Consider the following 15,679-nt stretch of genomic DNA (forward strand, 5'->3'; position numbering starts at 1 on the left):
TGATCGCGAGAGGCTTTCTCGGGGCTCGAGCAGGCGCATGGCGCTGCTCGCTGGCTTCGCGCTGCTCGCTGGCGCAGGCGTGGGGTGCTCGAAGAAAGAGGACGCCAGCGCTGCGGGCAAGCGGCGCATCGTCGTCTTGGGCGGCCCCTTGACCGAGATCATCTTCGCGCTGGGCTTCGGCGACGAGGTGGTCGGGGTCGACGCCTCGAGCGTCTACCCGGACCAGGCCACGCAGCTCGACCAGGTCGGCTACTTTCGCCACTTCTCCGCCGAGGGGGTGATCGGCCTGGGCCCGACGTTGGTGGTGCACAGCGACGGCGCCGGGCCCAAGGAGGCGCTGGCGCAGATCCAGGCGGCGGGCATCGAGACCTTCGAGGTCGCGGACCCCGAGGACTTCGAGGGCGCCCGGGCGCGCGTGGAGATCATGGCCCGGGCGCTGGGCGCCGAGAGGCAGGCCGCGGAGATCCTCGCGCGCTTCGACGCCGATATGGCCGCTGCCGAGGCGCTGCGCGAGCAGACCCAGTCGCGGCCGCGGGTGCTGTTCTTGTACGCGCGCGGAGCCGACACCCTGCTCGTCGGCGGGCGGGACACGGTCTCGGCCGTGATGATCACGGCCGCCGGTGGTCGCAACGCCGTCGACGCCTTCGCGGACTTCCGCCCGCTCTCGGCCGAGTCGGTGGTCGCCGCGGCGCCCGAGGTGCTGCTCGTGCCCGAGCGCGGCCTGGTCAGCGTCGGTGGGATCGAGGGCCTGCGCGGGCAGCCGGGCCTGGCCGAGACCCCTGCGCTGAAGCAGGGGCGCGTGCTCGCCCTCGACGATCTCGCCCTGCTCGGCCTCGGACCGCGCACCGGGGAGACCTTGATGACGCTGATCCGCGGCCTGCACCCGGAGCTCGAGGCGTGAGCGAGGCCGTGGTCGAGCGTGGCGAGCTCGGCCTCGAGGGCGGCGCGGCGCGGCGCCTGCTGCTCGAGCGCGGGGTGCGAGTCGTCGCGCTGACGCTGCTCGTGCTCACCTTCTTGCTCGAGGTCGGCGTGGGCAGCATGGCGATCTCGCCGCGCCAGCTCGCGGCGATCGTCCTCGACAGCCTCGGCTTCGAAGGGGCAGGCCTGGCCAGCTATGGCGCGGCCGAGCGCACGGTCTTGCTCGCTCTGCGCCTGCCTCGGGCGCTCGGGGCGGGGCTTGTCGGGGCGGGGCTGGCCGTGGCCGGCGCGGCGCTCCAGGGGCTGTTTCGCAACCCGCTGGCCTCGCCGCAGCTGATCGGCGTGTCGAGCGGGGCCGCGGCCGGGGCCGCGCTGACCCTGGTTTTGGGCGCGCCCTTGCTGAGCCTGGGCCTGGGCGCGGGTGGGCTGCTCTCGGCGGCCGCGTTCTTGGGGGCGCTCGTCACCAGCGTCACCGTCTACAAGCTCGCCAGCGTCGACGGCCGGCCCTCGGTCACGCACATGCTGCTCGCTGGCATCGCGATGTCGGCGCTGTGCGCCGCGCTGGTCGGGGCCATGCAGTACCTCGCCGACGACGTCGAGCTGCGCGACCTCTCGCTGTGGATGCTCGGCGACGTCGGCCGCAACGGCTGGGACGAGCTGCCCTGGCTGGCCCTCGGCGTGCTCCCGGGGATCGTCCTCCTCCAGCGCCTCGGTCGCGCCCTCGACGTGTCCGTGCTCGGCGACGCGGCGGCCCACGATCTCGGCGTCGATCTCGTGCGCCTGCGTCGGCGCGTGGTCTTGCTCAGCGCCCTGGTCGTGGGCAGCGCGGTCGCCTGCTCGGGGCCGATCGCCTTCGTCGGCCTCGCCGTGCCCCACCTGGTCCGGCTGCTGCGAGGGCCGAGGCACAGCGCGCTGATCATCGACTCGGCCGTGCTCGGCGCGGCCTTGCTGCTGGGCGCCGACGCCCTCGCGCGGACCATGGCCGCGCCGGCGGAGCTGCCGGTCGGGGTCCTGACGGCCTTCATCGGCGCGCCCTTGTTCATCAGCTTGCTGATCCGAGACCTGCGAGGTCGCCGATGAGCGAGCGCCTCGACGGCCCGCGCCCGAGCCCGCGCCGGAGCTCGGTCCCGGCGCTCACGGCCGAGGGGATCACGGTGCACCGCGGCCGCGGTCGCCAGCGCCGCGAGGTCCTGCGCGAGGTCTCGCTCGCGCTCACCCCCGGCAGCGTCACGGCGATCGTCGGGGCCAACGGCGCGGGCAAGACCACGCTGCTGCGCGCCCTGGCCGGCGAGCTCGCGCCGAGCGAGGGGACGCTGCGCCTTTGCGGCCGCCCGCTCGCCGCGTGGTCGCGGATCGAGCTCGCCCGGCGCCGGGCGGTGATGAACGCCGGCCTGAACATCGAATTTCCCTTTTGCGTGGAGGAGCTCGTCGCCCTCGGTCGCCACCCGCACCCCGATGATCCCGAGGCCGACCGCCGCTGCGTGGCGGGGGCCATGGCCTTCGCCGAGGTTGGCCACCTGCTCGGGCGACGCTACCGCGGGTTGTCCTCGGGCGAGCGCCAGCGCGTCGCCTTGGCGCGGACCCTCGCGCAGGTCTGGGACGCGAGCTGCGAGGCGCCCGCTTGGCTGCTCCTCGACGAGCCGACCGCGAACCTCGATCCGACCCACGCGACGAGCACCCTCGAGCGCGTGCGCGCGCGCAGCCGTCGAGGGCTGGGCGTCGCGCTGATCGTCCACGACCTCAACCTCGCGCTGCGCTTCGCCGACGAGCTGCTGATCCTCGCCGGCGGGCGCGTGCTCGCCCACGGGCCGCCAGCGATGGTGCTCGAGCGCCCCGATCTCCTGCGCGTCGGCTTCGGCCTCGACGCCGACGTCATCCCTCACCCGCGCGGCGGGTGGCCGGTGGTCCTACCGGTCGGCGCCGCGCCCCGATCCGCCGAGCTCCGCTCGCGCCACGAGTCCCCATGACCCAGCCTCAGCCTGTCACCCCGAGCTCGACGCTCTCTGCCTCCTCTTCGTCCTCCCGCGAGTCGCTGCATCAGCGCTGGCAGACCTTGCTGCGCGAGCAGGGCAAGCTGCGGATCCGCGCCGCCGCGGACGAGCTCGGGGTCAGCGAGCTCGCGCTACGCCTGACCCAGATCGGGCGCAGCGGCGGCGAGGACGAGGCGCCGCTCTCGGTCACGCGCCTGGCCGGCGACTGGCGGGCGCTGATCGAGCGCCTGCCCGAGCTCGGCGAGGTCATGGTCCTGACCCGCAACGCGGCCGCGGTGCACGAGAAGGTCGGGACCTTCGGGGCGATCCAGTTTGGCGAGGGCTTTGGCCTGGTGCTCAACCGCGAGGTCGATCTGCGCCTGTTCATGAGCCGCTGGGCCCACGGCGTGGCGGTGATCGAGGCGGCGCGAGGCGGCGGGGTCCACCGCAGCTTGCAGTTCTTCGACGCCTCGGGCACGGCGATCCACAAGGTCTACCTGCGCGATGGCTCCAACCGGGCGGCCTACGCGGGGATCGTCGACGAGTGGACCGCAGCAGATCAGCAGGCCGAGCTGGCGATCGAGCCGGTCGCTCCCCCGGCGGCGCCCAAGCCCGACGCCGAGATCGACGTCGAGGGTCTGCGCGCCGACTGGCTCGCGCTCCAGGACCCCCACGAGTTCTTCCCGATGCTGCGTCGCTACGAGGTCGCGCGCACCCAGGCCCTGCGCCTGGCGCCCGAGGGCCACGCCGAGCGTATCGGCGACGACGCGATCGTGACCCTGCTCGAGCGCGCCTCGGCGACGAAGACCCCGATCATGGTCTTCGTCGGCAGCCCCGGCTGCATCCAGATTCACACCGGCCGCGTCGAGCAGATCAAGGCCATGGGCCCGTGGATCAACGTGCTCGATCCGGGCTTCAACCTGCACCTGCGCACGGACATGGTCGCGGAGTCGTGGATCGTGCGCAAGCCGACCGCCGACGGCGTCGTCAGCTCGCTGGAGCTCTTCGATGATCAGGGACAGACGATCGCGCTGCTCTTTGGGGAGCGCGAGGCGGGCACGCCGGAGCTCGCGGCCTGGCGGGCGCTGCTCGGCGAGCTGAGCCAGGCCGCCCAGGCCTGATTGCCGCTCTGAGCTCAGGTGATGGTCTCGAGCACGCCGCCGGGGCCTCGGTGGATCTGGCTGCCGTCGCTGAAGCGAAAGTGCAGCGAGCGGCCGCGGGCTTCGATCAGCCGCGGGTTGGGGAGGGCGAGGGCGGCGATCAGCTTGGGCGAGGCGCTGCGCCTGGGCAGGCCGAACTCCATGGGCAGGTCTGCCGGCGGCGCCTCGATCAGGTCGCGGATCGTCAGCTCGACGGCGTAGTCGGGCAGGTCCTCGCAGACCAGGGCGACCTCGGCGGCGCGGATCAGCACGGCGTGGAGCTGCTCGCGGAGCTCGTCGGTCACGGCCACGCTGAGGTAGCGGATCCGCTGGCGCTGCTGGGCGACGTAGCGGGGCGAGGCCAGGGCGGCGGTGGCCATGGCCGCGCCGTGAAGGGCGATGCAGTCGTCGATCAGCCCGTAGCCCGCGGGTAGGTCGTCGTGGATCAGGTCGTGGCCGCAGGTCAGGTAGGCCAAGCCCATGAGCCGGACGAGGCGCTCACCGGCGGTCAGCGCGGCAGTCGAGACCGAGCGCTGGAGGTCGTCACACAGCCGCGGCAGGAGGCTGACCTCGCGCACGTGATCTCGCGCGATCTCGTGGGCCGCTACTATTGCGGCCGGGCCGGAGGCGCCCCCCTCGAGGGCCTCGAAGAGCGCTGGGTTGCGCGCGAGCAGCTCCTCGGCGTAGCGCGGGGCGTCGCGCTCCGGGTCGAGCTCGCGGATCCCAACGAGCTTCTGCATCACACGCTGAAACAGGACCCACTGCATGGTGCGGACTATACGGTGATCGACGCCTCGGCTTGACCGCCGCGCGGTGGGCGAGACGGGGGCGCGCTTCAGTGCCTTTGCGCACGGAGACCAGCCGCGCGCACCCTCGCCGCGCTGCCGCGATCCGATATGGTGCCCCCGCCCGCCGCCGGGCGGGCTTTGCTGCGAGTTCGCCATGGCCGAGCACACGCCCACCCCCTCGCTCTTCGCCCCTAGTGACACGTTCCCGCGTCGGCACATCGGCCCGCGCCCGGAGGACCTCGCCGCCATGCTCGAGCGCTGCGAGGCCGAGAGCCTCGACGCCCTGGTCGACGAGACCATCCCGGCGGCGATCCGCATGGACGCCCCGCTGCGCCTGCGCGGCTTCGAGGCCTACGGTACGCCGGGGCAGCCCCAAGGTGAGCAGGCCCTGCTCGACCACCTGCGGGCCATGGCGAGCAAGAACCAGGTTCGCAAGAGCTACATCGGGCTGGGTTACTACGGCTGCATCACGCCGCCGGTCATCCAGCGCAACATCCTGGAGAATCCCGGCTGGTACACGGCCTACACGCCCTACCAGGCCGAGATCAGCCAGGGCCGCCTCGAGGCGCTGCTGACCTTCCAGACCATGGTCGCGGACCTCAGCGCGCTGCCCCTGGCCAACGCCTCGCTCCTCGACGAGGCCACCGCCGCGGCCGAGGCGATGTTCATGGCCCACAGCCTCGCCAAGGGCAAGCGTCAGGTCATCGTCGTGGACCCGCGGATCCATCCGCAGACCCTGGCGGTGGTCGAGACCCGCGCGGAGCCCCTGGGCATCCGCGTGCGCACGGCCGAGGTCCGCGGCGTCGAGTTCGACGCCGATGTGTTCGCGGTGCTCGTCCAGTACCCCGACACCGAGGGCGGCGTGGAGGACTGGTCGGCGGTGGCCGAGGCCGCCCACGCGGCGGGGGCCAAGCTGATCGTCGCCACGGATCTGCTCGCGCTCACCTTGCTGCGGGCGCCAGGCGAATTCGGGGCCGACATCGCCGTGGGCTCGGCCCAGCGCTTTGGCGTGCCGCGGGGCTTTGGTGGGCCACACGCGGGCTTCTTGGCCGCGCGCGACGACTACCGCCGGCAGATGCCGGGGCGGATCATCGGCGTGTCCAAGGACGCCCAGGGCCGCCCGGCCTACCGCATGGCCCTGCAGACCCGCGAGCAGCACATCCGCCGCGAGCGGGCGACCTCCAACATCTGCACCGCCCAGGTGCTGCTGGCGATCATGGCCGGGATGTACGCGGTCTACCACGGCCCCGAGGGGCTGCGGCGCATCGCCAGGCGCGTGCGCGGCCTGAGCAAGCTGCTGCGCGGCGAGCTCGAGGCCCTGGGCTATGGGCTGCCCCGGGTCGAGGGCTTCGACACCTTGCTGATCTCCCTCCCCGAGGCTGGGCCGTGGCCCGACGCGCCCGCGCTGGTCGACGCCGCCGCGGCCATGGGCATCGATCTGCGCCGCGTCGACGCGCGCCGTCTGAGCCTGAGCCTCGACGAGACCACGAGCCTGGCCGACGTCGAGGTCCTCGTCGGGCTCTTCGCCGGGCCGGGCAGCGAGGGCGGCTCGCCGAGCCTCGCGGCCAAGGCCGCTGCGCTGGCGGACGAGCCCAGCAGCCTCGACTACGCCGAGGGCCTGGCGCGGCGCTCGGACTTCCTGACCCACCCGATCTTCTCCAGCTACCACGCCGAGCACGAGATGCTCCGCTACCTGCACCGCCTGCAAGGCCGCGACCTGAGCCTGACCAGCTCGATGATCGCCCTGGGCTCGTGCACGATGAAGCTCAACGCGACCAGCGAGATGATCCCGGTGACCTGGCCAGAGTTCGCCGACATTCACCCCTTCGCCCCGGCGGACACGGTGGCCGGCTACGCCGAGCTGTTCTCGAGCCTGTCGGCCTGGCTGTGCGACATCACCGGCTTCGCCGCGGTCTCGCTCCAGCCCAACGCCGGCTCCCAGGGGGAGTACGCCGGCCTGCTGACGATCCGCGGCTACCACCGCGCGCGCGGCCAGGGCCACCGGCGGGTCTGCCTGATCCCGACCTCGGCCCACGGCACCAACCCGGCGAGCGCCGTGCTGGCTGGCATGAAGGTCGTGGTCGTCAAGACCGACGACAAGGGCAACGTCGACATCGCCGACCTGCGCGCCAAGGCGGACAAGCACGCCGACGAGCTCGCCGCGCTGATGGTCACCTACCCCTCGACCCACGGCGTGTTCGAGGCGGGGATCCGTGAGATCTGCGAGATCGTGCACAGCCACGGCGGGCAGGTCTATCTCGACGGGGCCAACATGAACGCGCAGGTCGGGCTGTGTCGCCCCGGCGACTACGGGGCGGACGTCTGCCACCTCAACCTGCACAAGACCTTCTGCATCCCCCACGGCGGCGGTGGCCCCGGCATGGGCCCGATCGGCGTGGCCGAACACCTCGCGCCTCACCTGCCCGGGCACCCGCTGGCCGCGGCCGGCAGCGCGACCGCGAGTGCGAGCGGTGGCGCGGTCGCGGCCGCGCCCTTCGGCAGCCCGCTGATCTTGCCGATCCCCTGGGTCTACATCGCGCTCATGGGCGCCGAGGGCCTGACCGAGGCGACCAAGGTGGCGATCCTCAACGCCAACTACATGGCCGCCCGGCTGCGCGAGCACTACCCGGTGCTCTACGCCGGGGCCAGGGGCCGCGTGGCCCACGAGTTCATCATCGACCTGCGCCCCTTCAAGCAGTCCGCCGGCGTCGAGGCCGAGGACGTGGCCAAGCGGCTGATGGACTATGGCTTCCACGCCCCGACCATGAGCTTCCCCGTGGCCGGGACCTTGATGATCGAGCCGACCGAAAGCGAGTCCAAGGCCGAGCTCGATCGCTTCTGCGACGCGATGATCGCGATCCGCGAGGAGATCGCGGCGATCGAGCGTGGCGAGCTCCCGCGCGAGGACAACCCCTTGCACCACGCCCCGCACACGGCCGCGGTGGTCTGCGCCGACAGCTGGGAGCACGCCTACTCCCGCGAGCGCGCCGCCTTCCCGCTGCCCTGGGTCCGCGAGCGCAAGTTCTGGCCGGCCGTCGGGCGGATCGACAACGCCTGGGGCGACCGCCACCTGATCTGCAGCTGCCCGCCCCTCGAGGACTACGAGGACGCGGCCCAATAGCGAGGAGCTTCGATGGCCAAGATCGTCTACGCCAACTTCGATCAGAGCGAGCGCGCCGAGGCGGCGGCGGCCGTGCTCAACAGCCGCGGTGAGGCGCGCCCGAGCTTCTCGGTGCAAAGCCACAGCGAGGCGCCGCTCGACGGTAATTTCTTGCCCGAGGCGGCCACGGAGATCGGTCGCAACACGATGATCGCCAACGTCGCCGGCGGGATCATCGGGCTGATCATCGGCCTGGTGATCGCCTCGACCATGGACATCATGGGGCTGACCCCGGCTCTGGGGGCGATCCTCGGCCTGGTCACGGGCGTGCTCCTGGGGCTGCTCAGCGCGATGATGGCCGGCACCCGCGAGCCCAAGGCGGCGCTGCGCGAGGCCGCCCTGCGCCTGCCCCCGAAGGGGCGCGAGGGCAGCGTGCTGATCACCGTGGAGGTCGACGACCCCGGCCACGTCGAGGTCGTCGAGGACATCCTCGCCGAGTACGACGGCGACGAGATCGGCGTGTGCTGACCGGCCTCCCCGCTCGTCGAGCTGCGCGGACAGCTTGAAGGGGCAGGGAGGGCACAGACGGGCGCGGGCGAGGTCTGGCTCGCAGACCCCGCCCGCGGCGGTGTGGCTCCCGAGGGGAGAAGGGAGAGGACTCAGGAGGCGTTGCGCGCGGGAGCGCCGGTCGCCGCGCGCAAGGGCGCGGTCCACTGGCGGCCGCTGACCTCGACGAGGCGCAAGCTGACCGCCTCGGGGGCGCTCACGGGCAAGGCCACGCTGGCCCGAGCACCCAGGGGGAGCACGAGGCCGTGCGGCCCGGTCTTCACCTTGGCGATGTAGAGGTTGTCGATCGCGTCCTCGGAGAGCCCGGAGAGGACCTCGGGTTCGAGGCGCTCGACGACCTGACCGTCGGCGTCGAGGTACTCGGCCGCGATCACGAAGGCGCCGTGGGTGTCGGGGCCCTCGTCACGCATCAGGTCGACGTGGACCGAGTCGCCGTCCCGGGCCGCGGCATAGATCTCCACGTGGGGCTTGGCCGAGAGGTTGTGGAGCTTGCCCCACACGCCGCCGTGAAAGATCTGGTTGGTGGCGAGGGTCAGGACCAGGCAGGCCACGGCGCCGCCGATCACGAAGTTGCGCGGGAGCTCGCCGCCGGCGAGCAGCGCAAAGGCGCGGGACGACTCGGCGCCCGGGCGCTTGGCCCAGCGCGCGTCGAGGGAGAGCGGGCCCGCGCCGGCCACGGCGATGGCGGCCCCGCCGGCGATCCCGAGCACGCCGATCTGCCACTCGTCGAGGCAGGTCGTGCCCAGCCAGCCCGCGCTCAGCAAGATCGTGCCGGACAGCAGCGTGACCAGGGCGCCGGCGAAGCGAGACGCCAGCCCGAGCAGGAGCAGCAGCCCGGCGAGGCCCTCGAGCAGCGTGACGACCCAGAGCATGAGCTCGAGCACCTCGGGGTGGCGCAAGGTCCACTCGAGCATCTGCCCGGGGTCGATGGCGTGGGGCAGGAAGTGGTTGGTCTTCTCGGCCAGGCTGCCCGGCGCCCACACGTCGAGCTTGCTCGGGGAGAGCACGGTGCGACGCCACAGCGCCGAGAAGAACAGCCAGCCAACGACCCAGCGCAGCGGCACGAGGGCCAGGCTCAGGGAAGACTCTGGTTTGGACTTCACGCTGCCTCCTCCGTCGTCTGGGTGGTCACGGGCAGCCCGGCGAGGCGCCAGTCGGCGATCCCCTCGGGGACACGCCGGGCGTCGAGGCCAAAGGCGCGCAGCTTGGCCGTGCCTTCGATGGCCTTGGCGCACACGGGGCCGCGGCAGAACACGGCGTAGTGGGCGTCGCGGGAGAGGCCCTCGAGCTGCTCGTCGAGGGTCTCGAAGGGCAGGTTCTGGGCTCCGGCGGGGTGGGCGAAGAGCCACTCCTTTGCCGGGCGCAGGTCGAGCATCCGCGTGGTGCCCTCGTTGACCGCCACGGCGAGCTCGCGCGGGCCCTCGTGGATCAGAGGCGCCTGCTCCTCGGCCCGACGCATGCGCTCGCGGACCCGCGCCGAGTGGTTGAGGGCGAAGTCGCGGTGCGCCAAGAACAGCGCTAGCGCCGCATCACTGGCGACGCGGTGTAAGCGCCGGCGGCCACGAGCCTCGCGGATGAGCAGGCCCGCGTCCCGTAGGACCTTGAGCTGGGCGCTCGTCGTCGCCTTGCTCTGGCCCATGAGGGCAGCCAACTCGTCCACACCGCGCGGGGTCTGGGCGATGAGGTTCATCAGGCGCAGCCGAGGTGCGGAGGCGAGGGCCGACGCGACCTCGGCAGCCTGCTGGTAGCAGATGCGAGCGGGGGTAGGCTCGTGTTCCGTCATGGGGACGGTTTTAATCCCGGCAGTCAGATAGTCAAATAATCTTTTGATAGATGTTGGCCGCCTGACAAAAAGGACAGGGGCCATGGCACGAGGAGTAAGAATATGACCACGCGTGCTAGGCGCCGATTTGTAGAGGTGTCCTGCCGCTGGGTGCCGGCGGGAGGCTGGGGGAGGGGCCCGAGGGGGAGGGGGCCGAGAGAGAGGGGGCCGAGAGGGGAGCTCAGCCCTGGCAGCAGAGGGTGACCGTGTCCATCGGCGCCACGTCGCCCTGAGCCGTGACCGGGTTCGGCTCGCAGCCGCTCACCGTCGGGGTGTCGATGATCATCGCGGCGCCGCTCAGGGAGCCGCAGCCAGTCCCGGTCTCGCGGGTGTCGACCGCGGCACCGCTGCATGCCTCGTCGTCATAGGTGTTGATCGTGCTGACGCACGCGGGATCCGTGGGCCCGTCGCAGCTGCACTCGCTGCACCCACGCTGGTCATCGACGCCGACGGCGAGGCCGCTCTTTTGCGGCCAGTCGGCGGGGCAGTCGAGATCGCCGCTGGCGAACACGCACAGCGGCCGCTCGCTCGAGGGCATGCACTGCTCGCCCTCGTCGCAGCTGCCGGCCACGGCTTGGCCGCCGCACAGCCGGCGCTCGTCGACGTAGGTGGGCGTCGGGAGCTCGACCGCGGCTTGGGGCGCGCAGCTGGCCGCGGAGAAGTCGGCGCCGTTGAACTGGGCGAGGCCGAGCTGGGGGTTGTTGGGCGGGACGTGGCAGGTGTCGAAGTCTTCGACGGCCTCTCCCACGACGGGCTGCGTGCAGTTGATGAACCACACGAAGTTCACGGGGCCGCACTCGGCTCCCTCGACGCCGCACTCGCAGGCGCACTCGGCCGGCTCCGCGCTGACGCTCGAGCCGCCCTCGAGCTGGAGCTGGCCGTAGTCGCCGACGCAGGGGTTGAGCGGACCCTCGCGCAGTTCGAAGGGGCCTTCCCACCCATCGGGGGGCGTCGGCTGGCAGGCGCCGCCTTGGGTGGCGCAGCTCGGGTCTTCGCTGCCCGTGCTCTCGCTCGTCTCGCTGCTCTCGGACTCCGAGCTCTCGCCGACCTCGGTCTCGCTCTCCGATCCGACCTCGGCCTCGGCCTCGGCCTGCGTCTCGGTCTCGGTCTCGGTCTCGCTCTCGCCTTCGTCGCCTTCACGGTCGGCTACGAAGCATCCCTGCGCGGTCAGACAGACGAGGGCAGCTGCGACGAAGGGGGAAGATCCGAGGGAGCGCGGTCGAGAGAGCATGGCCGAGGTGTATACGAGAAATGGCTTCTAGGAGCGATCGCAGCGCGGATCGGCGCGCTCACGGGTGACGCATGCGAAGAGCGTTCAGACCGCTCGGTATGCGGTTTGAGCGCTCCTAGGAAGAGGTGACGACCAGGGTGGGCGGGGTCGAGTGGCCGTGACCGTGGGCGGCCTGCTGGCTGAGCGAGCGCAGCAGCTCCTCGTCGATGGTGCCGTCCTCGGAGAAGGCGTCGAGCTGCTTGGCGATCACCGCGAGGAAGCGGCGCTTCTCGTGGAAGGGCAAGAAGGAGCTCTTGAAGCCGTTGAGGATGATCTGCTTGATGTCGCGCAGTGACAGGCCGATCTGGGTGTGGGCGAGCCACAGCTCCTTGGACACGGTGGTGTCGGTGATCAGCCGGTTGTCGGTGTTGATCGTCACGCGCGCGCCGAGGTTGAGGTAGAGGCGCAGCGGGTGGCTGGGCAGCGAGGTGATGGCCCCGGTCTGGACGTTGGACGAGGGGCAGCACTCGAGCGGGATGCGGTGGTCGACGACGTAGTGGAGCAGGTCTCCGTCCTCGCGCAGGCGGCAGCCGTGGCCGATGCGGTGGGCGCCGCAGACGTGCAGGGCCTGGGCGATCGAGGGCGGGCCGTAGGCCTCGCCGGCGTGGATGGTGACGTTGATGTTGTTGCGCCGGACGAGCGAGAAGGCCTCGTGGTGATCCTTGGCCGGGTGGTCGTACTCGGCCCCCGCGAGGTCGAAGCCGACGACGCCGCGGCCCTTGTAGGCGACGACGAGCTCGGCCATCTCGAGGCTGTGCTCCGGGGAGATGTTGCGGATCCCACACAGGATCAGTCGGCTCTCGATACCGTGGTCGAGCTCGGCGTCGTGCAGCCCGCGGATCACGGTCTCGACGACCTCGGTCAGGCGCAGGCCCTGCTCGGTGTGGAGCATGGGCGAGTAGCGGACCTCCATGTAGCGCACGTTCTCGGCCGCGGCGTCCTCGGCGAGCTCGTAGGCCACGCGATAGAGCGCCTCTTTGGTCTGGAGGACCTTCAAGGTGATGGCGAAGGCCTCGAGATACTTGACCAGGCTGCCGGTGTTCTCACCGGCGTGGATGGCGTCGCGGAGCCCAGGCACGTCGGTGGCGGGCAGCGTGACGCCTTGCTCGCTGGCCAGCTCGAGGATGGTCTCGAGGCGCAGCGAGCCGTCGAGGTGAACGTGGAGGTCGGTCTTGGGGAGACGCTCGAAGAACGAAAGAGGAAGCTCGGTCACCGTGCTCGCCAAGGTAGCACGCTTGGCGCCGCCTGCCCGAGGTGGCGGGCGGGTCGCCCCAGTGACCTGGGGAGGTGAATTTAGGCGCCGCGAAACGATGGCTCGAGGCGATGGCTCACACGCGAACGCGAGCCGTGAACCGGCCCTCACGGTGCGCATGACGAGTGAGCAGGGCGTCGAGCTCGCCGAGGTAGTCGTCGACCTGCGCCGGTGCCCGGCCGACGTAGCGCGCCGGATCCAGAGCCCCCTCGACGTGCGGACCGAGCTGCGTGTCGGCCTGCATGCGCGCGACGAGGTCGTTGCCGCGGCCGGCCTTGAGCTCGGCGGCGGCCTCGTGGCTGAGCACCCGGATGCGCTCGTGCAGGGCCTGGCGATCCCCCCCGGCCTCGACCGCGCGCATGAGCACGTTCTCCGTGGCCATGAAGGGCAGCTCGTCGGCCATGTTGCGGCGGATCATCGCCGGGTTGACGACCAGCCCCGCGCTCACGTCGACGACCAGGTTCAAGATCGCGTCGGTGGCCAAGAAGCCCTCGGTGAGTACGAGCCGGCGGTTGGCGCTGTCGTCCAAGGTCCGCTCGAGCCACTGGTTGGCGTGGGTCTCCCGCGGGCTGCTGGCGAGCGAGTGCACGAAGCGGGCGAGGGCACAGATCCGCTCGCTGCGCATGGGGTTGCGCTTGTAGGCCATGGCCGAGGAGCCGATCTGCTTGGAGCCGAAGGGCTCCTCGAGCTCGCGCTCGTGGGCGAGCAGGCGCATGTCGCTGGCGAACTTGGCCGCCGAGCCGGCGATGTCGGCGAGGGCCGAGAGCACCCAGGTGTCGATCTTGCGGGTGTAGGTCTGACCCGAGACGGGGATCGAGCGGGTGAAGCCCATGGCAGCGCAGACCTGACGATCGAGCTCGCGGATCTTGGCGTCGGGATCGTCGAAGCTGGCGAAGAGCTGGCGGAAGGACGCCTGGGTGCCGGTGGTGCCTTTGACCCCGCGCATGGGCAGGCGGGCGACGAGGGCCTCGAGGGTCTCGAGGTCGAGGGCGAGGTCCTGGGCCCACAGGCAGGCGCGCTTGCCCACGGTGGTCAGCTGCGCCGGCTGAAAGTGGGTGTAGGCGAGGATCGGCTCTTCTCGCCACTGGCGGGCGAAGGCGCCGAGCTGACGGATGCAGGTGTAGAGCCGATCCATGAGCAGCTCGAGGCCCTCGCGGAGCATCACCAGCTCGGCGTTGTCGGTCACGAAGCAGCTGGTCGCGCCGAGGTGGATGATCTTGGCGGCCTCGGGTCCGGCGAGCTCGCCAAAGTGGTGCACGTGGGCCATCACGTCGTGGCGCAGCTCGGCCTCGAGCTCGGCGACGCGCTCGAAGTCGACGCGCTCGCGGGCACCCTCGAGCGCAGCGATCTGTGCCGGGGTGATCGACAGGCCGAGCTCGGCCTCGGACTTGGCGAGGGCGATCCACAGGTCGCGCCACAGCAAGGCCCGGCGGCGATCGGAGAAGTTGGCGAGCATCGCCTTGGTCGCGTAGCGGCTGGCGAGGGGGCTGCGGTAGTCGTCGCGTCCTGCGGTGGTGGGACGCTCGGGGTCTTGTCGCTTGCCTTCGCTCATGGGGCGGGAGGATATCGTCGAGGCGCCGCCTCACAAGCTGACCCGCTCTAGAGCGGCGACCGGTTTGAATTCGCACCTGACGGCGCGCCTTCAAACCGGGCTCCTACGCCGCGGCTTCGGCTATGCTCCCGGGGATGTCCGCCTCCGCTCTGGCCGCCAGCGACCGCGACGCGCTCCTCGATGAGCTCGCGTGCTATCTGCGACCGCCGGGCCAGGGGATCCACGCGGTCTCGACCGGTCGGGCGGAGCTGCTCGAGAAGACCCGCGCCTACCTCGGCCCGGCCTGGGACCCAGACGCTGCCTGGCGGGACCATCTGGCGTCGGCCTTGGGAGATCCCGCCTCGCTGCCAGCCGTGGCGCTCCTGGCGATCCCCTCGGACACGGGCGCGGGGATCGTGCGCGGAGCCGCGCGGGGCCCCGAGGCGATCCGCGCGGCCCTCGGCCAGGCTCCGGTCCTCGACCTCGGCGACGTGTTCTCGATCCCCCAGCTCCTCGGCGAAGACATGCTCGGCGAAGACCAGCGCGCGCGCTGCCAGGACGCGCTGTGGCCGGAGCTGCCGCTGGCGCGTCGGCGTGCTCTGGCGGTCTCGCCGCTGGGCATGGCAAGGCGCGCGCGTGCGCTGTTGCTCGCGCTCGCGCCGGACCTGCGCGTGATGATGCTCGGGGGAGATCACACGGTGACGTGGCCCGTGTTGGCGCCGCTGCTCGAGGTCGAGGGAGACGAACTCGAGGCGGGCGTGCGAGACATCGGCGTGGTCCACTTCGACGCCCACACGGACCTGCTCCCCGAGCGCCTGGGCATCGAGCACTGCTTTGCGACCTGGGCCTACCACGCCAACGAGGCCCTGGGCCGCGGCCAGCGGCTGCTCCAGCTGGGGATCCGCGCATCCGGCCGGGATCGCGGTCACTGGGAGGAGCACCTGGGCGTCCGCCAGATCTGGGCCGAGGAGGCCAAGGCCCTCACCCCGCAGGCGCTAGCTGCGGAGGTCGGCGCGCACATGCGCGCTCGCGGGGTCCGGCGGATCTACATCAGCAACGACATCGACGGCACCGACGCGCGCTGGGCCGCGGCCTGCGGGACACCCGAGCCCGGGGGCCTCGAGCCCGAGCAGGTCGTGGCCGTCATTGACGCGCTAGGCCAGGAATTCGCGGTCTTCGGCGCGGACTTGGTGGAGCTCGCGCCGGGCCTGTCCCTGGACCGAGAGGCCTCCGCGCGCAGCGTCGAAGTGGCCACGCGCTATGTCCGCGCCAGCCTGGCTGCGCTGACGGGAAAAAAAGAGAGGGAATAGCCATGGCAAAGC

13 protein-coding genes are annotated in these 15,679 nt (G+C 71.6%); 7 read left to right on the top strand and 6 right to left on the bottom strand.

The genetic code is table 11. The features are described 5' to 3' along the window. The first annotated feature begins 37 nt into the window (after positions 1 to 37). From G6O69_RS18730 to G6O69_RS18745, 4 genes are read left to right on the top strand one after another with little or no spacing between them, the layout of a single operon-like run. Complete coding sequence (locus G6O69_RS18730) at positions 38 to 901, top strand: ABC transporter substrate-binding protein (RefSeq protein WP_172304870.1); 864 nt, start codon at positions 38 to 40, stop codon at positions 899 to 901. Further along, complete coding sequence (locus G6O69_RS18735; RefSeq protein WP_217909863.1) at positions 898 to 1,998, top strand: iron ABC transporter permease; 1,101 nt, start codon at positions 898 to 900, stop codon at positions 1,996 to 1,998. Before G6O69_RS18730 ends, G6O69_RS18735 begins: the two co-directional genes overlap by 4 nt. Beyond that, positions 1,995 to 2,885, top strand: a complete 891-nt coding sequence (locus G6O69_RS18740) for a heme ABC transporter ATP-binding protein (protein ID WP_172304871.1) — start codon at positions 1,995 to 1,997, stop codon at positions 2,883 to 2,885. Before G6O69_RS18735 ends, G6O69_RS18740 begins: the two co-directional genes overlap by 4 nt. Further along, entirely contained in the window at positions 2,882 to 4,009 is a 1,128-nt protein-coding gene (locus G6O69_RS18745) for a ChuX/HutX family heme-like substrate-binding protein (RefSeq protein WP_172304872.1), read from the top strand. Before G6O69_RS18740 ends, G6O69_RS18745 begins: the two co-directional genes overlap by 4 nt. 14 nt (positions 4,010 to 4,023) lie before the next feature. On the opposite strand, the gene G6O69_RS18750 is transcribed toward G6O69_RS18745, so the two are convergent. Beyond that, positions 4,024 to 4,794, bottom strand: a complete 771-nt coding sequence (locus G6O69_RS18750; protein ID WP_172304873.1) for a hypothetical protein — start codon at positions 4,792 to 4,794, stop codon at positions 4,024 to 4,026. 175 nt (positions 4,795 to 4,969) lie between these two features. On the opposite strand from G6O69_RS18750, the gene gcvP reads away from it, so the two are divergent. Beyond that, positions 4,970 to 7,936: an aminomethyl-transferring glycine dehydrogenase gene (gene gcvP / locus G6O69_RS18755; RefSeq protein ID WP_172304874.1), complete on the top strand. Its 2,967-nt coding sequence runs from the start codon at positions 4,970 to 4,972 to the stop codon at positions 7,934 to 7,936. Between the two features lie 12 nt (positions 7,937 to 7,948). Continuing rightward, positions 7,949 to 8,443, top strand: a complete 495-nt coding sequence (locus tag G6O69_RS18760) for a hypothetical protein (protein WP_172304875.1) — start codon at positions 7,949 to 7,951, stop codon at positions 8,441 to 8,443. A gap of 131 nt (positions 8,444 to 8,574) precedes the next feature. On the opposite strand, the gene G6O69_RS18765 is transcribed toward G6O69_RS18760, so the two are convergent. From G6O69_RS18765 to purB, 5 genes are all read right to left on the bottom strand, one after another. Continuing rightward, positions 8,575 to 9,585 (bottom strand): TQO small subunit DoxD, encoded by a 1,011-nt coding sequence (locus tag G6O69_RS18765; protein WP_172304876.1) that lies wholly within the window; start codon positions 9,583 to 9,585, stop codon positions 8,575 to 8,577. Continuing rightward, a complete protein-coding gene (locus G6O69_RS18770) occupies positions 9,582 to 10,265 on the bottom strand; it encodes a rhodanese-like domain-containing protein (protein WP_172304877.1) in 684 nt (227 codons plus the stop codon). Before G6O69_RS18770 ends, G6O69_RS18765 begins: the two co-directional genes overlap by 4 nt. Before the next feature lie 220 nt (positions 10,266 to 10,485). Next, on the bottom strand, positions 10,486 to 11,535 hold the full coding sequence (locus G6O69_RS18775; RefSeq protein WP_172304878.1) for a hypothetical protein: 1,050 nt from the start codon (positions 11,533 to 11,535) through the stop codon (positions 10,486 to 10,488). A gap of 115 nt (positions 11,536 to 11,650) precedes the next feature. Beyond that, positions 11,651 to 12,787, bottom strand: a complete 1,137-nt coding sequence (add, locus tag G6O69_RS18780) for an adenosine deaminase (RefSeq protein ID WP_172304879.1) — start codon at positions 12,785 to 12,787, stop codon at positions 11,651 to 11,653. Between the two features lie 115 nt (positions 12,788 to 12,902). Further along, positions 12,903 to 14,378 carry an adenylosuccinate lyase gene (gene purB / locus G6O69_RS18785; RefSeq protein WP_172304880.1) on the bottom strand — a complete coding sequence of 492 codons (1,476 nt, stop codon included), beginning with the start codon at positions 14,376 to 14,378 and terminating at the stop codon, positions 12,903 to 12,905. 134 nt (positions 14,379 to 14,512) lie between these two features. Between purB and G6O69_RS18790 the strand changes: the two genes are divergently transcribed. Beyond that, a complete protein-coding gene (locus G6O69_RS18790) occupies positions 14,513 to 15,667 on the top strand; it encodes an arginase family protein (RefSeq protein WP_172304881.1) in 1,155 nt (384 codons plus the stop codon). Positions 15,668 to 15,679: the final 12 nt, after the last annotated feature.

The sequence above is a fragment of the Pseudenhygromyxa sp. WMMC2535 genome (genome assembly GCF_011083025.2).

Bases quoted from the DNA above. Each gene is read 5' to 3' on its own strand.
- G6O69_RS18730 (WP_172304870.1), top strand. From the start codon at position 38: ATGGCGCTGCTCGCTGGCTTCGCGCTGCTCGCTGGCGCAGGCGTGGGG.
- G6O69_RS18760 (WP_172304875.1), top strand. From the start codon at position 7,949: ATGGCCAAGATCGTCTACGCCAACTTCGATCAGAGCGAGCGCGCCGAG.
- G6O69_RS18775 (WP_172304878.1), bottom strand. From the start codon at position 11,535: ATGCTCTCTCGACCGCGCTCCCTCGGATCTTCCCCCTTCGTCGCAGCT.
- G6O69_RS18770 (WP_172304877.1), bottom strand. From the start codon at position 10,265: ATGACGGAACACGAGCCTACCCCCGCTCGCATCTGCTACCAGCAGGCT.
- G6O69_RS18740 (WP_172304871.1), top strand. From the start codon at position 1,995: ATGAGCGAGCGCCTCGACGGCCCGCGCCCGAGCCCGCGCCGGAGCTCG.
- purB (WP_172304880.1), bottom strand. From the start codon at position 14,378: ATGAGCGAAGGCAAGCGACAAGACCCCGAGCGTCCCACCACCGCAGGA.
- gcvP (WP_172304874.1), top strand. From the start codon at position 4,970: ATGGCCGAGCACACGCCCACCCCCTCGCTCTTCGCCCCTAGTGACACG.
- G6O69_RS18745 (WP_172304872.1), top strand. From the start codon at position 2,882: ATGACCCAGCCTCAGCCTGTCACCCCGAGCTCGACGCTCTCTGCCTCC.
- G6O69_RS18750 (WP_172304873.1), bottom strand. From the start codon at position 4,794: ATGCAGTGGGTCCTGTTTCAGCGTGTGATGCAGAAGCTCGTTGGGATC.
- G6O69_RS18790 (WP_172304881.1), top strand. From the start codon at position 14,513: ATGTCCGCCTCCGCTCTGGCCGCCAGCGACCGCGACGCGCTCCTCGAT.